We start from the raw sequence: 18,760 nt of genomic DNA on the forward strand, positions 1-18,760 counted from the left end.
GAGCACCTGTACGTCGTGCACGGGATCACTTCTCCGCGATCAGCGGGTCGAGCATCTTCTTCAGCTTGGCCTCGTCGAGGCCCTGGAGCGCTCGCGCGGCGATCTTCCCGTCGCGGTCGAGCACGATCGTGGACGGGATCGCCTGCGGGTTGAGCGTCCCCTTGGGGAAGCCCGACAGCAGCAGCCGCCCGGTCGGGTCGTAGAGGCTCGGGTACGGCATGGCGTAGTTCTTCTCGAACGCGACGCCCTGGTCCTTGTTGGTGTCGCGCGTGTCGATGCCGACGAACCGCACGCCCTGGGAGGCCGTGGCCGTGGCGACCTTCGCGAGGTTGGGCGCCTCGGCACGGCAGGGCGAGCACCAGGAGCCCCACACGTTCAGCACGACGATCTTGCCCTTGAGGGAGGCGACGTCCAGCGCCTTGCCGTCGAGGGTGGTGCCCTTGATGGTCCCCACCGGCTTGCGGTCCGCCTGCGGAACGGTGTCGATGCCGTCCGAGGTGCTGGTGACGAAGTTGGTGTCCCCGCCTCCCCCGGACTTGCCGCTGCCGCACGCGGTGAGCGCGAGGGCGGCGGTGACCACGGCGACCGGCAGGACGGCGGCACGCGTCGCCCGGCGGGAGCGCGTGCGAGCCGTGGTGCGGCGGAAGGCGCGACCGAAGTTCATGTGAAAAGTTTCGCATGGGCGTTTCGGGCAATCTTGCCCACCCCCCTCCCTGTCCGGGCCGCCCCAAGGGCCCCTTGTAAGGACGGCATGAACGGGCTCCCGGAAGCCGGGTCCTGCCGCGGCGGCCCTGTCCGCGCGGGCCCGGGACCACTTCTCGCTCGCTCGGCGGGGCATGCGCGGGCCCTCGTCGCCGCCCGGGGCCGGGCGGCCGGAACGGCCGGGGTACGCGCCGGGCAGGGCACGGCGTGTCGGGAACGGCGGGACGTCAGCGTCGGGCCGTGGACATCGGGCCGTGGGCGTCGGGCCGTGGGCGCGCCCGGGTACGCCGTACCGGCGGCGGCCACACGCGCGGTCCCGCCCCCGCGAACCGGGCGAACCCGGCCCCGGGGGCGGGACGGAACCGGCGGGACGGGCCGGCGCGACGCGTCGCGCGGGGGAACGGCTCTCCGCCGCGCGGGCGCTTCAGGCGGCCTTGAGGTAGGTGTTCCAGCCGCCGGTCGGTGCCTGCCCGACCTCCAGCGACTGGAGCTTGCCGACGACCGCCGGGTCCTGCGCGTCCAGCCAGTCGGTGAACTGCCGGAAGGAGACGAGCCGTACGTCCTTGCGCCCGGCGATCTGCTTGAGCGCCTCCTCGACGGCGTCCATGTAGATACCGCCGTTCCAGGTCTCCATGTGGTTGCCGATGAAGAACGGCGCGCGGTTCGTCTCGTACGCCCGCTGGAAGCCGGCCAGGTAGGACTGCGTGGCCTGCTGGCGCCAGCCCGCGTAGTGCGAGGTCATGCCCTGGGTCGAGTTCTTCGACTGGTTGGCGAGGATGTTGTAGTCCATCGAGAGGACCTCGAAGCTGTGGCCGGGGAAGGGGATGCCCTGCAGCGGGTAGTCCCACACGCCCATCTTCTTGGTGGGCCACGTCTGCGTGCCGCCCGGTGACGAGGCGTCGTAGCGCCAGCCGAGCGCGGCGGCCGTCGGCAGCAGCTGGTTCTGCCCGAGCAGGCAGGGGGTGCGCGAGCCGATCAGCTCCTTGCTGTAGTCGAACGGCAGGGGCTCGCCGTCGACGCTGCCGGAGTTGGTCTTCCAGGTGGTGACGAACGACATCGCCTGTTCGATCTCGCTGCGCCACTGCTCGGGCGACCAGTTGGCGACGGACCCGCTGCCGGAGCAGAAGTGGCCGTTGAAGTGGGTCCCGATCTCGTGCCCGTCGGTCCAGGCGCGCCGGACACCGGCGAGGGTGTCCTTGATGTGCGCGTCGGTGAGGTAGCCGATGTCGGAGGCGCCGACCGGGTTGTTCGGCGGCTGGTAGAGGTGCTTCTTCGACTCGGGAAGCAGGTAGAGCCCGGAGAGGAAGAACGTCATCTTCGCGTCGTGCTGCTGGGCGAGGTCGAGGAAGCGGGTGAACAGGCCCGTGCCGACCTCACCCGCGCCGTCCCAGGAGAAGATGACGAACTGCGGGGGTGTCTCGCCCGGTTCCATCGGCGTGGGCGCGGCCGGCTGGTGCGGCTGCTTGCCCGTGTACGCGGTGGAGCCGTCCCCGATGAGGGTGATGGCCTTCTTCGGCGGCGCCCCCGCGGCCGCGCCGCTCTTCCCCGCCTTGGTCGTCGCCGTGGCCGGCGCCGTGTGCCCGGTCGCCTTTTCGGCGCCGCAGGCGGCAAGGCCGACCGCCGCCGCCGCGCCCACTCCGGCCCCGAGGAGATCTCTCCGGCTGATGCTGCGCATACCGTCCCCATCCGTTCAGGTCGCTGGTGACCGGCAAGCACAGGTCAGGCACTTGTCGGTTCATCACATTATTTACAAGCGACAAACGGTGAGACAGCACACCAAACGCGGCGGTTCATGGAATTATCATATCTTTACGAATATGAGATGTACGCGGCCTGGATTCCTCTCGGCCTGCCCTACTCCGTCCGGGTTGTCCCTACGCCCCGAACGCCTTACCCGCACCCGGCTGAGGTTTGCCGCCCGGCAGCAGGTGTGCGGGCACGAGGTCACGCGCCGGCTCCGTGTACCCGACCGACACGATCTGGTCGCCCCGATAAGTGAACGTCGTCAGCGAGGCCAGCGTGCACTGCCGACGCCGGGGATCGTGCCACAGCTTGCGGCGCTCGATGAAACTCCGCAGGATCCAGATCGGCAGCTGGTGGCTCACGCACACCGCCTCGTGACCCCGGGCAAGGTCCCGCGCCTTCGACAGCGCGCCCATCATCCGCACGACCTGGTCGACGTACGGCTCGCCCCAGGACGGGCGGAACGGGTTCGTCAGGTACTTCCAGTTCGCCGGCTTGCGCAGCGCCCCGTCCCCGACGCCGAAGGTCTTGCCCTCGAAGACGTTGCCCGCCTCGATCAGCCGCAGGTCCGTCTCGACACTCAGCCCCTTGGCCTTGGCGATCGGCGCCGCCGTCTCCTGCGCCCGCTCCAGCGGGGAGGCGACGACCAGGGTGATGTCCCGGTCGGCGAGGTGCTCCGCGACCCGGTCGGCCATCCGGACGCCGAGCTCGGACAGGTGGTAACCGGCCCGCCGTCCGTACAGGACGCCCTCCGGGTTGTGCACCTCGCCGTGGCGCATGACATGGACCACGGTCAGCTCGTCCGGGTCGGCGGCGTTGATGGGGTTGTTCATGACGAATCCTTCGGCACTCGTACGACTACGGCCTGCGGGGAGATACGGAACGGATACGGGCGGGAACGGGGACGCGTACGGGCCGAAGCGTACGGGCGACGACGCGTCACGGGCAGCCGCGGGCGGGATGCGCCGCGTCCAGGGCGCCCGGTCGTGGGCCGGGGGCCCGGGGCCGACGGGTGTGAACCGCATCCTCCGGTCCCGGTGGCGCGGGCCCGCCGTACGGCGCACGCCGGCCAGCGCCCGCCGTGCGCCCGACGTGCGGCGGGCCCCCGCGCGGGCTCAGGCGGCCGGCGGCGTCGCCTGGGCGGCGGCACGGGCCGCGGCGGGCAGGGCGTCGGCGATCCGCTCCAGCGCGCGCTCGTCGTGCGCGGTCGACAGGAACCACACCTCGAACGCCGACGGCGGCAGGTAGACGCCCCCGGCGAGCATCGCGTGGAAGAACGCGGTGAAGCGGAACGTGTCCTGCCGCTTCGCGTCGTCGAAGTTCCGTACCTCCGCGTCCGTGAAGAAGACGGAGAACATGTTCGACGCCGTCTGCACCGTGTGCGCGACGCCCTCCTTGGTCAGCGCCCCGGTCACCAGCGCCTGGACCCGCCGCGACGCGTCGTCGACCTGCGCGTACGCGGCGTCGTCCAGCAGCCGCAGTTGCGCGAGGCCCGCGGCCGTCGCGACCGGGTTCCCGGACAGCGTGCCCGCCTGGTACACGGGGCCCACCGGCGCCAGCCGCTGCATGATCTCCGCCCGGCCGCCGAAGGCCGCGGCCGGGAAGCCACCGCCCATGACCTTGCCGAAGGTCATCAGGTCGGGCTCCACGCCGTCGACCCCGAACCACCCGGCGCTCGACGTACGGAACCCGGTCATCACCTCGTCCGAGACGTACAGCGCGCCGTTGTCGTGGCACAGCTCCCGAAGGCCCGCGTTGAAGCCCTCACGCGGCGGGACGACACCCATGTTGCCGGGCGACGCCTCCGTGATCACACAGGCGATCTCGCCGGGATGCGCGGCGAACGCCTCCCGCACGGCGCCCAGGTCGTTGTACGGCAGGACGATGGTGTCGCGCGCCTGCGCGCCCGTCACACCGGGCGTGTCGGGCAGGGCCAGCGTGGCGACGCCGGAACCTGCCGACGCGAGCAGCGCGTCCACATGACCGTGGTAGCAGCCGGCGAACTTCACGACCTTGGCGCGCCCGGTGTAGCCGCGGGCCAGCCGGATCGCGGACATCGTCGCCTCCGTGCCGGAGGACACCAGCCGGACCTCGTCCAGCGGCGCGACGCGCGCGACCATCTCCTCCGCGAGCGTCACCTCCCCCTCGGTGGGCGCGCCGAACGACGTACCGCGCGCGACCGCCGCCTGCACGGCCTCGATCACCTGCGGGTGGGCGTGCCCGAGGATCATCGGGCCCCACGAGCAGACGAGGTCCACGTACTCCCGGCCGTCCGCGTCGGTGAGATACGGGCCACTGCCGGACGCCATGAAACGGGGCGTGCCGCCGACGGCGCCGAAGGCGCGCACGGGAGAGTTGACCCCTCCCGGGGTCACTCGGGCCGCGCGCGAGAAGAGTGTCTGCGAAACTGGTGCATCAGCATCAAAGGGGAAGCTCACGTAATCCATGGTGTCAGAGGCCCGGATGTTCTTGCGGACAGGTGTTTCACGGAGCGTCTGCGGGGGAGGTCACTGTCACGATGATCGGGTTGCGCGGCCGGGGCTGCGAGTGGTCGGGTGGAGATATGCATCGCGGTGGCGGACTGGGCGAGGGGACCGACGGTCTGGGGCCCGAGCCTGCCCGGCGCGGGAAGCATCGACGCAACGACCGGCACCGCGAGCACCACGATCACGATCGGCCGGGGCATGATCAGCCGGAGCCGCCGATCAGGAGCGGTGGGCGCGTGGGGGTGACGTACAAATACTTCGGCGCACCCGACGGTGCGACGGCGGCCCGCGTCCCCATCTCCATGCGTCCCGAGGAGCTCGGCGGCGACGAACTGGGCATGGGCGGCATGTTCGCCAAGATCAAGCCGGAGACCATAGCCGCGATGGTCCTCACGGGCATCCAGGGCATGCCCCTGTACCGCGTCCCACCCCTCGAACTGGTCGTCCTGCACCCGGACTACGCGGTGGTCAAACTCCCGATGACGGCCGTCGACCCGCTGCGCGGCGTCGGCGAGGAGTCGGTCGGGGCCGCGGCCTTCATCTGGTCCACGGTCCCGGACCGCGGCGGCCCGCGCGACGCGTTCGACGTCTACCAACTGCTGCACGAATGGCAGGACTTCAGCCACCGCCTGCATGAGGCGGGGCATCAGCCGTACTGCCTGGTGTGGCCCTGACCCGGGAATGCATGGAGTGCGGGCGGGGCTTTCGGGTCCCGCCTTCTTCATGTCCTCATGTCCTCGGAGGGGCCGTCAGAATGCCCCGAGGGCACCTGGGTTCCGGCGAGGGCCGCGGATGTGCCCTTGGGCCGCGGGCGCGTCCGGTATCCGACACGCGGCAACCGGCAGCCCTTTCGCGAGGGGCGTCGCCCCCGCCACGCGCCACCGGGCCGCGAGCGCCGATCTCATCCGTACGGCCTCGCCCTCCGGTTCGAAGCACGGCGCACGCGGCTGACCTCGGAGGTCACGCGGGCACCGCTGGGGCGACCCCCTGGTGAAGTCGGTCGAGCGGACCCCGACGCGGCCATCGCGCACCACCGGATCGTGCTCGTGCCGCCGCTTGCCCGACGGACCTCGGTCCGGGTGGTGCTCGTCGGCGACGCGGCGCACGGCCTGTCGCCCCTCATGTCCGCCGGCGGCACACCCGGCGTCGAGGACGTCGGCGTACTGGCTCGGGACATAGCGGCACACGACAGCGTCCCGGACGCCCTCGCCGCGTACGAGGCCGACCGCCTCCCCCGGTACGCGGCGGTGCGGGACCCCTCACTCGCCGTCGAACAGGCCGCCGACGCGGTGGAGTACGCGCGGAGCTACGCCTCCTTCAGCCACTGGATGCCGGGGACCCGGCCGACCGGCCCGTGGGGCGCGGGCCCTTCGGTCGCCGCCGCCGGCTGAGGGCGGCCCACCGCCGCGCACGGGCCGGCCCCTCGGGAGCCCGCCCGGTCAGCGGCGTGACGCGAAGTCGACGTCGGACGCGGGCAGTACCCGGATGGTGCGTCCGGGGAAGGCGAGGTGGTGGTAGATCTCGTTGTGGTGGGCGATCGACCGGTCCGGCGGGGCCAGTTCCCCCGCGTCGGGCCGGGCGGACGTGGTGTGGCCGTCGGCCACCAGCAGGACGTCGTAGCGGTGGCTCAGGGCCTGCCGCGCCGTCGTGTCCACGCAGATCTCGGTCGCGAATCCGGTGACGACGACCTCCGTCACTCCCCGCGCCGTGAGGACCGTGTCGAGGTCGGTGTCCAGAAAACTGTCCGGGCTGGTCTTGTGGACGACGACCTCCCAGGCGGCGGGGGCGAGTTCGGGCACGACCTGCCAGCCGTCGGTGCCGGCCTCCGTCCCGCTTCCCTGGTCCTGGATCGTCACGGTCAGGGCGCCGGCGGCCCTGGCGCGCTCGCGGAGGTCCCGGATCACCGCGACGGTCTCGGCGGCACGGTGTGCCGTCGCCACCGGGGCGTTCTGCATGTCGATCACGAGGAGTGCGGGGACACGAGGCATGCGCCCACCGTAACGGCCCTCGCCGGGACGGGTGTTGTTCCTTTCCGAAACGGACCGGCCAGCTCCTCGGTGGGGAGCGGCCCCACATTCGGACAGGTGGAGGTCAAGGAACACCCCGCGCGAAGTAACGCGCCGTTTCATGCCAAAGAGGACTCATGCCCCCGATGGGCAAGAAGACATGTGGCGTTCACCATGAATACCCCATGTCTCTCTATGGTCCAGGTGAAGGCTTGGCAAAGACAGTCAAATACTCATCTAGGAGCTTCTGTGACGGTACGCGTGAGCAGTGCGCGCAGGTGGGGAGTTCCCGTCGTCGCGGCTTCGGCCGCCGTGCTGGGGACCATGGTGTTCAGCCCGACGCCGGGGGCGTCGGCGAGTGCCCCGCACACCTCCGCGAAGGCGAAGGCGCCGGTCGCCAAGAACGTCATCTTCATCAACGGTGACGGCATGGGCCCGGCCGCCCGTGAGGCCGCGCGGCTCAACCTGGGCGGGCTGAACGGCCAGTTGACGATGGACAAGCTGCCGTTCTCCGGCCAGCTGACGACCACGCCCGACGACCCGAAATCCCCCGTCACCGACTCGGCCGCCGCCGCGACGGCGTGGGCGACGGGCGAGAAGACGTACAACGGCGCCATCAGCGTCGATGTCGACGGCAACAAGCTGGCGACCCTCGGCCGGCAGGCGAAGGTCGCCGGCATGGCGACCGGCCTGGTCACGACCGCGCAGGTCACCGACGCGTCCCCGGCCGCGTTCTTCTCCAACAGCACGGACCGCGCGAAGCAGGACGACATCGCCCGGCAGTACCTCCAGAGCAGCAAGCCGGACGTGATCCTCGGCGGTGGCGAGGACTGGTGGCTGCCCGCCGGCACGCCGGGCGCCTTCGAGGACAAGCCCGCGCAGGACACCTCGGAAGCCAGCAAGGGCGCCCAGGGCGACCTGATCAAGAAGGCCCGGAAGGCCGGATACCAGTACGTCACGGACGGCAAGCAGCTCGCGGGGGCGAAGAACGGCGGGAAGCTGCTGGGCCTCTTCGCGAACGAGGAGATGTTCCAGCAGAAGCCCGAGGGCCAGGGCGACGTCTACAGCCCGGTCGTGGACCTGCCCACCATGACGGACAAGGCCCTCGACACGCTCGGCAAGAGCCAGAAGGGCTTCTTCCTGATGGTCGAGGAGGAAGGCGTCGACGAGTTCGCGCACGCCAACAACGCGGGACGCGTCCTGCAGTCGATGCAGCAGCTGGAGCGGACCGTCGCCATCGCGCGCGCCTACACGGCGGCGCACCCCGACACCCTGCTCGTCGTCACCTCCGACCACGAGACGGGCGGCCTGGCCGTCGAGGAGCCCGACCCGAACGACGAGTCCGGCACGGGCCCCGGCGATCTGTCCAACGAGGACGGCCCGTTCGCGATCCGCGGCAGTGACAAGCAGTTCTACGTCGACTGGACGACGGGCGGCCACACCAGCGTGGACGTGCCGGTGTTCGCGAGCGGCCCGCTCGCGGAGCGGTTCACCGGCAAGCACCCCAACACCCATGTGCACGACGTGCTGGCGCAGGCCATCGCCTCGCGCCGCTGACCCACCACGCCCGCCGCGCACGGCACTGACGCCCCGCTCCCACCGCTACGGGGGCGGGGCGTCGGCATGCGCGGATCAGCCCGAGATCAGCGTGTCCGACGCGAGGCTCGCGAGGAACGCGCCGACGGCGGCGCCGGGCGCGAAGGCCGGCACCGGGCCGCGCGGGTCCTTGCTGTCCCGCACCGCACGCCCGCCACGGGGCAGCGCCGCCACCTCGACGCGGTTGTTGTTGCCGGGGTACGAGGACTTCACCCAGGCCGGTCCGATCGCCGGAACAGGGCAGCCGCCGGGCAAAACAAAAGGCAAGGAGGTCTACGACCACTCCCTGCCACTTTCAAGGTATAGCGCACGGGGGGCCTTGCGGCAAGGCCCCCTCTCGGGCGCACAATCGTCCGCCGAGGCCGGAAGCACCGGAAAACCGGTGATTCGCGAGGTACCTGCGCTGTTGTGCGCCTGGTGGCGCGCGCCGTCGCGGCCGGCCGGCCGGGGAACTGTGTCGAAGAGGGGTTGCATGATCGACGTGATCATCGCCGGGGGCGGGCCGACCGGCCTGATGCTGGCCTGCGAGTTGCGGCTGCACGGCGTGCACGTGGTCGTACTGGAGAGGGACACGGAGCCGAGCGGCTTCGTCCGCGCGCTCGGGCTGCACGTCCGCAGCATCGAGGTGCTGGACCAGCGCGGTCTGCTGGAGCGGTTCCTGCCGCTCGGCAGGCAGTACCGGGTCGGCGGCTTCTTCGCGGGTCTCGCCGACTCGTGGCCCGAGCAGTTGGACACCGCGCACTCGTACGTCCTCGGCATCCCGCAGACCGTCACCGACCGTCTGCTGGCCGAGCGGGCCACCGAGCTGGGCGCCGAGATCCGGCGCGGCCACGAGGTCGTCGGGGTGAGCCAGGACGACGAAGGAGTGAGCGTCGAGCTGGCCGGGGGCGCGGGCACGACGCTGCGCTCGCGCTACCTGGTCGGCTGCGACGGCGGCCGCAGCACGGTGCGCGGGCTGCTCGGCATCGGCTTCCCCGGCGAACCCAGCAGGGTGGACACCCTGATCGGCGAGATGGAAGTGGGTGTGCCGCAGGAGACCGTCGCCGAGGTGGTGGCGGAGGTCCGCAAGACCCAGAGGCGGTTCGGCCTCGGACCCATGGGGGACGGGGTGTACCGCGTCGTCGTGCCCGCCGCGGCGGTTGCCGGGGATCGCTCCGTGCCGCCGGGCCTGGACGAGTTCCGGGAGCAGCTGCGGGCGGTCGCGGGCACCGACTTCGGCGTGCACTCGCCGCGCCGGCTGTCCCGCTTCGGTGACGCCACCCGGCTCGCCGAGCGCTACCGGGCCGGGCGGGTGCTGCTGGCCGGCGACGCGGCGCACATCCACCCGCCGACCGGCGGGCAGGGCCTCAACCTCGGCCTCCAGGACGCGTTCAACCTCGGCTGGAAACTGGCCGCGGAGGTGGCCGGCTGGGCGCCGGAAGGTCTGCTGGACAGTTACGGGAGCGAACGGCATCCGGTGGCGGCCGATGTGCTGGACAACACCCGTGCGCAGATGGAGCTGCTGTCGACCGCGCCCGGCGCCGTGGCGGTGCGCCGGCTGATGTCGGAGCTGATCGGCTTCGAGGACGTGAACCGGTACCTCATCGAGAAGCTCACCGCGATCACGGTCCGCTACGACGTGGGCGAGGGCTCCGGCCTGCTCGGCCGCCGGCTGCGGGACATGGAGCTGAAGCGGGGACGCCTCTACGGGCTGATGCACGAAGGCCGTGGGCTGCTGCTCGACCAGACCGGCCGGCTCTCGGTCGACGGGTGGGCGGACCGGATCGACCATGTCGTGGACGTGAGCGCGGAACTCGACGCGCCCGCGGTGCTGCTGCGGCCGGACGGCCATGTGGTGTGGGCCGGTGAGGACCGGGCGGATCTGCTGGCCCGGCTGCCCCGGTGGTTCGGAGCCGCCGCCGGGTGAGGGCTCGGGGTTCCGTCGGCGGCCCGGCACCCAGCCGGAGCGGGGGCGCCGGGACGGGCTCGGGGGCCGCTCGGGAGCGGCCCCCGGCCCGGTGTCAGGCGTCCTCGTCGGACTCCAGGTCGCCTTCCGTGTCGAGGAAGACCTGCCGCAGCTCCGCGAGCACACGCGGGTCCGGCTTGGCCCACATACCGCGTGACTCGGCCTCCAGGAGGCGCTCCGCCATGCCGTGCAGGGCCCAGGGGTTGGCCTGCTGGAGGAAGGCCCGGTTCTCCTCGTCCAGGACGTAGGTCTCCGTGAGCTTGTCGTACATCCAGTCGGCGACGACGCCCGTCGTGGCGTCGTACCCGAACAGGTAGTCCACCGTCGCGGCGAGTTCGAAGGCGCCCTTGTAGCCGTGGCGGCGCATCGCCTCGATCCAGCGGGGGTTGACGACGCGGGCGCGGAAGACGCGCGAGGTCTCCTCCACCAGGGTGCGGGTGCGGACCGTCTCCGGGCGGGTCGAGTCGCCGATGTACGCCTCGGGCGCGGTGCCCTTGAGCGCGCGGACCGTGGCGATCATGCCGCCGTGGTACTGGAAGTAGTCGTCGGAGTCGGCGATGTCGTGTTCGCGGGTATCGGTGTTCTTCGCGGCGACCGCGATCCGCTTGTACGCGCTCTCCATCTCCTCGCGGGCCGGGCGGCCCTGGAGTTCGCGGCCGTACGCGTAGCCGCCCCACACGGTGTAGACCTCGGCGAGGTCCGCGTCGGTGCGCCAGTCGCGGCTGTCGATGAGCTGGAGCAGTCCCGCGCCGTACGTGCCGGGGCGCGAGCCGAAGATACGGGTGGTGGCGCGGCGTTCGTCCGCGCCCGCCGCCATGTCGGCCTGCGCGTGCGCCCGTACGTGGTTGTGCTCGGCGGGCTCGTCCAGCGAGGCGGCCAGCCGGACGGCGTCGTCCAGCAGGCCGATGGCGTGCGGGAAGGCGTCGCGGAAGAAACCGCTGATGCGCAGGGTGACGTCGATGCGGGGGCGGCCGAGTTCGGCGGCGTCGATCGCCTCCAGGCCGGTGACACGGCGCGACGCGTCGTCCCACACCGGCCGGATGCCGAGCAGGGCCAGCGCCTCCGCGATGTCGTCGCCCGCGGTGCGCATCGCGCTCGTCCCCCACAGCGACAGGCCGACGGACTGGGGCCATTCGCCGTTGTCGTCGCGGTAGCGGGTGAGCAGCGAGTCCGCGAGCGCCTGGCCGGTCTCCCAGGCGAGGCGGCTCGGGACGGCCTTGGGGTCGACGGAGTAGAAGTTGCGGCCGGTCGGCAGGACGTTGACGAGGCCGCGCAGCGGGGACCCCGACGGGCCGGCCGGGACGAATCCGCCGTTCAGCGCGAGGACCGAGTGGTCGATCTCGTCGGTGGTGCCGGCGAGGCGCGGTACGACCTCCTCGGCGGCGAACGTGAGGATCCGGGCCACCGCCTCGGGCTGCCCCTCCGTGACGCGGGCCACGGCGGACGGCGCCCACTCGGCGGCCTCCATCGCCTGGACGAGGGCGCGGGCCCGTGCCTCGATGTCGTCGGCCGCGGTGCGGGTCGCCGCCGACTCGTCCAGGCCGAGCGCCTCGCGCAGGCCGGGCAGCGACTGCGTACCGCCCCAGATCTGCCGGGCGCGCAGGATGGCGAGGACGAGGTTGACCCGGGTCTCGCCGGCCGGCGCGCCACCGAGGACGTGCAGGCCGTCACGGATCTGCGCGTCCTTGATCTCGCACAGCCAGCCGTCGATGTGCAGGACGAACTCGTCGAACCCTTCGTCGTCCGGCCGCTCGTCGGGGTTCAGACCGAGATCGTGGTCGAGCTTCGCGGCCTGGATCAGCGTCCAGATCTGCGCCCGGATGGCGGGCAGTTTCGCCGGGTCCATCGCGGCGATCTGCGCGTGCTCGTCGAGGAGTTGCTCCAGGCGGGCGATGTCGCCGTAGGACTCGGCGCGCGCCATCGGCGGTACCAGGTGGTCGACCAGCGTGGCGTGCACACGGCGCTTGGCCTGCGTGCCCTCGCCCGGGTCGTTGACGAGGAAGGGGTAGACGAGCGGCAGGTCGCCGAGCGCCGCGTCCGGCGCGCAGGCCGCCGAGAGGCCCGCGTTCTTGCCGGGCAGCCACTCCAGGTTGCCGTGCTTGCCGAGGTGGATCATCGCGTCGGCGCCGAAGCCGCCCTCGTCCTCGGACGCCTGGATCCAGCGGTAGGCGGCGAGGTAGTGGTGGGACGGCGGCAGATCGGGGTCGTGGTAGATCGCGATGGGGTTCTCGCCGAAGCCGCGCGGCGGCTGGATGAGGATCAGCAGGTTGCCCCGGCGCAGCGCCGCGAGGACGATGTCGCCCTCCGGGTTGCTGCTGCGGTCCACGAACATCTCGCCGGGCGCGGGGCCCCAGTGCTCCTCGACCGACGCCCGCAGTCCGGCGGGGAGCCGGTCGAACCAGCGGCGGTAGTCGGCCGCCGGGATGCGTACGGGGTTGCGTGCCATCTGCTCGTCGGTCAGCCACTCCTGGTCGTGGCCGCCCGCGGCGATGAGCGCGCGGATCAGTTCGTCACCGTCGCCGGAGACCAGGCCTGGGACGTCCGGGAGGCGGGTGCCGCCGTGGCCGGTGCCGCCGTGGCCGTTCCCGGTCGCGGCGTCCGTCTCGGCCGCCGTACCGGTCCGGGTCGCCGTGTCGGTCTGGGTCGCGGCGTCGGTCCGGGTCGCGGCGTCCGTCTCGGCCGCCGGGCCGAAGTCGTAGCCCTCCGCCACGAGGCGGCGCAGCAGCGCGACGGCGCTCGCCGGGGTGTCGAGGCCGACCGCGTTGCCGATGCGGGAGTGCTTCGTCGGGTAGGCGGAGAGCACCAGCGCGAGACGCTTGTCCGCGTTGGGTATGTGGCGCAGGCGCGCGTGCCGTACGGCGATCCCCGCGACGCGCGCCGCGCGTTCGGTGTCCGCGACGTACGACGGCAGGCCGTCCTCGTCGATCTCCTTGAACGAGAACGGCACCGTGATCAGCCGCCCGTCGAACTCGGGGACGGCTATCTGCCCGGCCGCGTCGAGCGGCGACAGACCCTCGTCGCTGGCCTCCCAGTCGGCCCGCGAGCCCGTCAGGCACAACGCCTGGAGGATCGGCACGCCGAGCCCGGCGAGCGCGCCCGCGTCCCACGACTCGTCGTCCTCGCCCGCCGAGGCCCCGGCGGGCCGGGTGCCGCCCGCCGCGAGGACGGTCGTCACCAGGGCGTCCGCCGAGCGCAGCGTCTCCAGCAGATCGGGCTCCGGGCTGCGCAGCGACGCCACGTACAGCGGCAGCGGGCGCCCGCCCGCCGTCTCGATCTCGGCGCACAGGGCGTCCACGAAGCCGGTGTTGCCGCTCATGTGGTGCGCGCGGTAGTAGAGCACCGCGATGACCGGGCCCGCCGGGGACGCCGCGGCCGATCGCTCCAGGTGGCCCCAGGTCGGCGCGGGGGCGGGCGGCTCGAAGCCGTGGCCGGTCAGCAGCACCGTGTCGGAGAGGAACCGGGCGAGCTGGTCCAGGTTGGCGGGGCCGCCGTGCGCGAGGTAGGCGTGGGCCTCGGCCGCGATGCCGATGGGGACCGTGGAGGCCTCCATCAGCTGGGCGTCGGGCGCCTGCTCGCCGGTGAGGACCACCAGCGGTTTGCCGCTCGCCCGCAGCGCGTCGATCCCCTCCTGCCAGGCGCGCAGCCCGCCGAGGAGCCGCACGACGACAAGGTCGGCGCCGTCGAGCAGGGCGGGCAGGCCGTCGAGCGGCAGGCGTGCGGGGTTGGCGAAGCGGAACGGCACGGGCGCGCCGGCCGCGTTCGCGGCGCGGGCGGAGAGCAGATCGGTGTCGGACGTCGACAGGAGCAGCAGCATGCGGCGTCTTGCCTTCCTCGGGGTCCGCGCCCCGGCGGTGGTGAGGACGGCGGGAGTTCCTGACTCACCCGGGCCGGTGTGCCGGGCTCACAGTGGCGGGACCGCGCCGGATTCACACCGGGCTTCCTCCCAGACGCCGTCGCTGGTCCCGTCGATAGTAGGCGGTGCTGGTCACGGGCGGGGAGGGCGCATCGGGTGCCGGGCCCGCGCGCCCGCCCCCGACGGTTTGGGCACCTGCCGCGCCCGGCGCCCACGCCCCCGGGGCGGGCCTCGTCGGCCGGTGCGTCCGCCTCAGCGCGGTCGCCCCCGCCGCCAGGGCCCGTCACCAGCACCCCCGTCCGTGCCAGGTGGGCGCCCGGCGCACCGTGGGTATGCTCGCCGCCATGCCCTCATCCACCTCGCCAACCGGCGCGCACCGGGACGAAACGCCCGTACGCGACCGTGGCGACGCCTGCCCGGGAGCGCTGCGGCTGCACGTCGCGGACGACGGCCGGCTGGCCCGTCTCCGGCTGCCCGGCGGGTTGCTGACGAGTCGTCAGGCACGGGTTCTCGCGACGGCGGCGGAGCGGCTGGGCGACGGACACCTGGACATCACCTCGCGCGGAAACGTTCAGCTGCGCGGTCTCGGCGAGGCCTGCGCGGCGCCCCTGGCCGAAACGCTGTACGACGCGGGGCTGCTGCCCTCCGAGCGGCACGAACGGGCCCGCAACATGGTCGCCTCGCCGCTTGCCGGGGAGGACGAACACCCCTTCACCGACGTCCGGTTGTGGGTGCGCGAGCTGGACGCCCTGGTGTGCGGGAGCGACGCGGCAGCGGGTCTTTCCGGCCGTTTCCTGTTCGCAGTGGACGACGGGCGGGGCGATGTGGCCGGACTCGGCGCGGATGTGACGTTGCTCGCAGAACCCGCACCCGCGGGAGGCACACGGCGGACGGCCGTGCTGTGCGCGGGGCCCGACCGGCTGCGGGTACGGACCGCTGACGCGCCCCGCGCCGCGCTGCTGGCGGCCGAGACGTTCCTCACAGTGGCGGCCGGCTCCGGCGCCTGGCGGCTGCGGGAACTCCCCGCCGGCCACGACCTGTCGGCGCGCCTGATCGCCGCGCTCGCGACCGCCGGCGTCGAAGCGGAGCCCGTGACCGCCGACTTCACGACACCGCACGGCCCGGCCCCCGCGCTGGGCGTGGTCACGGCACCAGGCCGGGAGCGTGCCGCCCTCTGCCTTCGGCCGCCGCTCGGGCGGCTGAGCGCCGCCCAGTGGCGGCTCCTCGCGCGGGCCGGGGACGGGCTGCGGGTCACACCGTGGCGCGGCCTGGTGGTGCCGGGCCTCACCCCCGAGGCCGCCGCAGGCCTGCTCGCCCGGGCCGCGGCGGCCGGGCTCGTGACGAGCGCCGACTCGCCCTGGTCCCGCATCGGCGCGTGCACCGGAAGGCCGGGCTGTGCGAAGGCGCTCGCGGACGTACGGGCGGACGCGACCAGCGCCGCGCAAGCGATCGCGGACGCGGCACGCGACGCGGTCCCGGACGCGGAACCGGGAGCGGACGCGGCGGCTTCGCAGGACCCGCCGGGCAGGGCGCCGCGCGCGGCGCGCCCCCCTGAACTCCCCGTGTACTTCTCCGGCTGCGCCCGCCGCTGCGGCCACCCGCAGGGCCCCTACGTCGACAAGGTGGCGACGGCGGAGGGCACGTACACCACCACCACCCCGACGACCCGAGCGATCCCCCCGACCGGTACGGCCGCGACGACAACGGTCACGACCGGAACCACGACCGGAACGACGACAACGGTGAAGAGATGACGACGACCCCTGGCTTCGCGTACGAGAAGGACGGCTCCGAGATCTACCGCCGCTCCTTCGCCACCATCCGCGCAGAGGCGGACCTGAGCGGCCTGCCCGCCGATGTGGCCCAGGTCGTCGTCCGCATGATCCACGCGTGCGGCATGGTCGACCTGGTGCGGGACGTCGGCCACACCGCCGGTGTCGTCGCGCGCGCCCGCGAGGCGCTGCGCGCGGGCGCGCCGATCCTGTGCGACGCGCAGATGGTCGCCAGCGGCGTCACCCGCCGCCGGCTGCCCGCGGACAACGAGGTCGTCTGCGCGCTGAGCGACCCGGCTGTGCCGGCGCTGGCCGCGGAACGGGGCACGACCCGCAGCGCCGCCGCGCTCGAACTGTGGCGGGACCGCCTGGACGGCGCGGTCGTCGCCATCGGCAACGCGCCCACCGCACTGTTCCGGCTGCTGGAGATGGTGGAGCAGGGCGCGCCGCGCCCGGCCGCCGTGATCGGCGTGCCGGTCGGCTTCATCGGCGCCGCCGAGTCCAAGGACGCGCTGGCCGCACACCCGTCGGGCCTGGAACACCTGATCGTGCGGGGCAGGCGCGGCGGCAGCGCGATCGCCGCCGCCGCACTGAACGCGATCGCGAGCGAGGACGAGCGTTGAGCACGAACACCCCCACCGGCACGGGCGCGGCCCCGGGCCCCCTCGAAGGCCCGCTCGACGGCGGACACGAGGGCGGACACGAGCGTCGTCGCGAGACCCCGCAGGACACAGCGCGCGGCAGCGCGCGGGGCGGCACGGCCGGCCGGCTGTACGGGGTCGGGCTCGGCCCCGGCGACCCCGAACTCATGACCCTGCGCGCGGTGCGGACCATCGCGGAGGCCGACGTCGTCGCGTACCACAGCGCGCGGCACGGGCGGTCGATCGCCCGGGCGATCGCGGCCGGCCACCTGCGCGCCGACCACATCGAGGAACCGCTGGTCTACCCGGTGACGACCGGCACGACGGACCACCCCGGCGGCTACCAGGGCGCGATGGACGCGTTCTACGAGGAGGCGGCGGCGCGGCTCGCGGCGCACCTCGACGCCGGGCGCACCGTCGCCGTGATCTCCGAGGGCGACCCCCTCTTCTACGGCTCGTACATGCACATGCACAAGCGCCTGGCGCACCGTTACCCGACGGAGGTGATCCCGGGCGTGACCTCCGTGAGCGCGGCGGCCGCGCGGCTCGGGACTCCGCTGGTCGAGGGCGAGGAGGTGCTGACGATCCTGCCGGGCACGCTGCCGGAGGAGGAACTCGCGGCGCGGCTCGCCTCGTCGGACTCGGCGGTCGTGATGAAGCTGGGGCGTACGTTCCCCGCGGTACGGCGCGCGGTCGAGCGGGCCGGACGGCTCGCGGACGCGCGGTACGTGGAACGCGCCACGATGGAGGGCGAGCGCACCGGGCGGCTGGCCGACACGGACCCCGAGTCGGTGCCGTACTTCGCGGTGACGGTGCTGCCGAGCCGCGTCGGCGCGGCCCCGGTGGCGGGGGCGGGGGCGCGGGACGACGAGGGTCCGCGATCCGAGGTGAGCCAAGCGGTCGAAGCGGCCGGGGAGACGCGGCACGGCGGATCCGCGGACGCCCCGGCGCGCGGTGAGGTCGTGGTCATCGGCACGGGCCCCGCGGGCCCGATGTGGCTGACGCCCGAGGCACGCGGCGAACTGGCCGCCGCCGAGGACCTCGTCGGCTACACGACCTACCTGGACCGGGTGCCCGTACGCCCGGGCCAGCGGCGCCACCCGTCGGACAACAAGGTCGAGTCGGAACGCGCCGACTTCGCGCTCGACCTGGCGCGGCGCGGCCGCCGGGTCGCCGTCGTGTCGTCGGGCGACCCGGGCGTCTTCGCGATGGCGACGGCGGTGCTGGAAGTCGCGTCGTCGGCCCCCTACAAGGAAGTGCCGGTACGGATCGTGCCGGGAGTGACGGCGGCGAACGCGGCGGCCTCCCGCGCGGGCGCCCCGCTCGGCCACGACTACGCGGTCATCTCGCTGTCCGACCGGCTCAAGCCGTGGGACGTGGTCGCGGCCCGCCTGCACGCGGCGGCCTCGGCGGACCTGGCGATGGCCCTGTACAACCCGGGCTCGACGTCGCGCACCTGGCAGGTCGGCAAGGCCCGGGAACTGCTCCTCGAACACCGGGCGCCGGACACCCCGGTGGTACTCGCGCGGGACGTGGGCGGCCCCGGGGAACGGGTCCGGATCGTGCGGCTCGCCGACCTGGACCCGGCGCAGGTCGACATGCGCACGATCCTGCTGGTGGGGTCGTCGCAGACGGTCGCCGTACGCCGGGCCGGCGGCGAGATCGTCTGGACGCCGCGGCGCTACCCGCAGGGATGAGGGGGGCGCGGAGCGCTCGCGGGCGGCAGGGCACCGGGAGGAGCCCTGCGGGAACGACCCGGCGCGGGGACCGGCCCGGAAGCCTGGCCGGCAGCCGGCTCCGAACCGGCGCGGGCGTGCGGGAACCGCGGACCGCGTCGGTGGCGACACCTCCAGCACCGACGCATTGACGCCGCGTTCGGCGTTCGGCGTTCGGCGTTCGGCGTTCGGCGTTCGGCGTTCGGCGTTCGGCGTTCGGCGTTCGGCGTTCGGCGTTCGGCGTCGGAGACGAACGTCACGGACGGCACTCGGCGTCGGGGACGTACCGGCTCCGCGTCTC

General features: G+C 73.2%; 13 protein-coding genes, 2 pseudogenes and 1 riboswitch. Of the genes and pseudogenes, 7 read left to right on the plus strand and 8 right to left on the minus strand.

Annotated elements, in window-relative coordinates; all coding sequences use genetic code 11:
- Nucleotides 1-25: 25 nt before the first annotated feature.
- The 4 genes from OG310_RS14560 to hemL form a co-directional block, all read right to left on the minus strand.
- On the minus strand, nucleotides 26-664 hold the full coding sequence (locus OG310_RS14560; RefSeq protein ID WP_329456304.1) for a TlpA family protein disulfide reductase: 639 nt from the start codon (nucleotides 662-664) through the stop codon (nucleotides 26-28).
- Between the two features lie 462 nt (nucleotides 665-1,126).
- Nucleotides 1,127-2,377, minus strand: coding sequence for a hypothetical protein (locus OG310_RS14565; protein WP_329456305.1), 1,251 nt, complete (start codon nucleotides 2,375-2,377; stop codon nucleotides 1,127-1,129).
- Nucleotides 2,378-2,576: 199 nt separating this feature from the next.
- Nucleotides 2,577-3,278 (minus strand): histidine phosphatase family protein, encoded by a 702-nt coding sequence (locus OG310_RS14570; protein ID WP_329456306.1) that lies wholly within the window; start codon nucleotides 3,276-3,278, stop codon nucleotides 2,577-2,579.
- A gap of 282 nt (nucleotides 3,279-3,560) precedes the next feature.
- Nucleotides 3,561-4,892, minus strand: coding sequence for a glutamate-1-semialdehyde 2,1-aminomutase (hemL, locus tag OG310_RS14575; protein WP_329456307.1), 1,332 nt, complete (start codon nucleotides 4,890-4,892; stop codon nucleotides 3,561-3,563).
- A 116-nt stretch (nucleotides 4,893-5,008) separates the two neighbouring features.
- Between hemL and OG310_RS14580 the strand changes: the two genes are divergently transcribed.
- Together OG310_RS14580 and OG310_RS14585 are read left to right on the plus strand one after the other, a co-directional pair.
- Nucleotides 5,009-5,605, plus strand: coding sequence for a hypothetical protein (locus tag OG310_RS14580; protein WP_329456308.1), 597 nt, complete (start codon nucleotides 5,009-5,011; stop codon nucleotides 5,603-5,605).
- A gap of 366 nt (nucleotides 5,606-5,971) precedes the next feature.
- Nucleotides 5,972-6,322 (plus strand): FAD-dependent monooxygenase, encoded by a 351-nt coding sequence (locus tag OG310_RS14585; RefSeq protein ID WP_329456309.1) that lies wholly within the window; start codon nucleotides 5,972-5,974, stop codon nucleotides 6,320-6,322.
- A gap of 48 nt (nucleotides 6,323-6,370) precedes the next feature.
- Here the strand turns inward: OG310_RS14585 and OG310_RS14590 are convergent, their stop codons facing one another.
- Nucleotides 6,371-6,919 carry a cysteine hydrolase family protein gene (locus tag OG310_RS14590; RefSeq protein WP_329456310.1) on the minus strand — a complete coding sequence of 183 codons (549 nt, stop codon included), beginning with the start codon at nucleotides 6,917-6,919 and terminating at the stop codon, nucleotides 6,371-6,373.
- Nucleotides 6,920-7,186: 267 nt separating this feature from the next.
- Here OG310_RS14590 and OG310_RS14595 point away from each other — a divergent pair, with 267 nt between their 5' ends.
- On the plus strand, nucleotides 7,187-8,494 hold the full coding sequence (locus OG310_RS14595) for an alkaline phosphatase (RefSeq protein WP_329456311.1): 1,308 nt from the start codon (nucleotides 7,187-7,189) through the stop codon (nucleotides 8,492-8,494).
- A gap of 75 nt (nucleotides 8,495-8,569) precedes the next feature.
- On the opposite strand, the gene OG310_RS14600 is transcribed toward OG310_RS14595, so the two are convergent.
- The gene (locus OG310_RS14600) at nucleotides 8,570-8,746 is read right to left on the minus strand and encodes a DUF397 domain-containing protein (RefSeq protein WP_329456312.1); all 177 of its coding nucleotides are present in this window, start codon (nucleotides 8,744-8,746) and stop codon (nucleotides 8,570-8,572) included.
- A gap of 259 nt (nucleotides 8,747-9,005) precedes the next feature.
- On the opposite strand from OG310_RS14600, the gene rox reads away from it, so the two are divergent.
- Nucleotides 9,006-10,439 (plus strand): rifampin monooxygenase, encoded by a 1,434-nt coding sequence (rox, locus tag OG310_RS14605; RefSeq protein WP_329456313.1) that lies wholly within the window; start codon nucleotides 9,006-9,008, stop codon nucleotides 10,437-10,439.
- Nucleotides 10,440-10,533: 94 nt separating this feature from the next.
- Here rox and cobN read toward each other — a convergent pair.
- Nucleotides 10,534-13,020 (minus strand): annotated as a pseudogene (cobN, locus tag OG310_RS14610) (cobaltochelatase subunit CobN); the annotation flags it as partial.
- A 126-nt stretch (nucleotides 13,021-13,146) separates the two neighbouring features.
- A pseudogene (locus OG310_RS14615) lies at nucleotides 13,147-14,292 on the minus strand (cobaltochelatase subunit CobN); the annotation flags it as partial.
- Nucleotides 14,293-14,345: 53 nt separating this feature from the next.
- Nucleotides 14,346-14,421, minus strand: a riboswitch (cobalamin riboswitch).
- Between the two features lie 254 nt (nucleotides 14,422-14,675).
- On the opposite strand from OG310_RS14615, the gene cobG reads away from it, so the two are divergent.
- From cobG to cobJ, 3 genes are all read left to right on the plus strand, one after another.
- Complete coding sequence (gene cobG, locus OG310_RS14620; protein ID WP_329456314.1) at nucleotides 14,676-16,085, plus strand: precorrin-3B synthase; 1,410 nt, start codon at nucleotides 14,676-14,678, stop codon at nucleotides 16,083-16,085.
- Nucleotides 16,082-16,726 (plus strand): precorrin-8X methylmutase, encoded by a 645-nt coding sequence (locus tag OG310_RS14625; protein ID WP_329456315.1) that lies wholly within the window; start codon nucleotides 16,082-16,084, stop codon nucleotides 16,724-16,726. The genes cobG and OG310_RS14625 overlap by 4 nt, the downstream gene beginning before the upstream one ends.
- A gap of 185 nt (nucleotides 16,727-16,911) precedes the next feature.
- On the plus strand, nucleotides 16,912-18,441 hold the full coding sequence (gene cobJ / locus OG310_RS14630) for a precorrin-3B C(17)-methyltransferase (RefSeq protein ID WP_443078850.1): 1,530 nt from the start codon (nucleotides 16,912-16,914) through the stop codon (nucleotides 18,439-18,441).
- Nucleotides 18,442-18,760: the final 319 nt, after the last annotated feature.

Origin of the sequence: Streptomyces sp. NBC_01497, assembly GCF_036250695.1 — a bacterium.
GTDB lineage: Bacteria > Actinomycetota > Actinomycetes > Streptomycetales > Streptomycetaceae > Streptomyces.

Excerpts from the sequence above, each read along its gene's own strand:
- OG310_RS14570 (WP_329456306.1), bottom strand. The coding sequence starts at position 3,278 with ATGAACAACCCCATCAACGCCGCCGACCCGGACGAGCTGACCGTGGTC.
- OG310_RS14590 (WP_329456310.1), bottom strand. The coding sequence starts at position 6,919 with ATGCCTCGTGTCCCCGCACTCCTCGTGATCGACATGCAGAACGCCCCG.
- cobJ (WP_443078850.1), top strand. The coding sequence starts at position 16,912 with ATGACCCTGCGCGCGGTGCGGACCATCGCGGAGGCCGACGTCGTCGCG.
- OG310_RS14625 (WP_329456315.1), top strand. The coding sequence starts at position 16,082 with ATGACGACGACCCCTGGCTTCGCGTACGAGAAGGACGGCTCCGAGATC.
- rox (WP_329456313.1), top strand. The coding sequence starts at position 9,006 with ATGATCGACGTGATCATCGCCGGGGGCGGGCCGACCGGCCTGATGCTG.
- OG310_RS14565 (WP_329456305.1), bottom strand. The coding sequence starts at position 2,377 with ATGCGCAGCATCAGCCGGAGAGATCTCCTCGGGGCCGGAGTGGGCGCG.
- OG310_RS14560 (WP_329456304.1), bottom strand. The coding sequence starts at position 664 with ATGAACTTCGGTCGCGCCTTCCGCCGCACCACGGCTCGCACGCGCTCC.
- OG310_RS14580 (WP_329456308.1), top strand. The coding sequence starts at position 5,009 with ATGCATCGCGGTGGCGGACTGGGCGAGGGGACCGACGGTCTGGGGCCC.
- cobG (WP_329456314.1), top strand. The coding sequence starts at position 14,676 with ATGCCCTCATCCACCTCGCCAACCGGCGCGCACCGGGACGAAACGCCC.
- hemL (WP_329456307.1), bottom strand. The coding sequence starts at position 4,892 with ATGGATTACGTGAGCTTCCCCTTTGATGCTGATGCACCAGTTTCGCAG.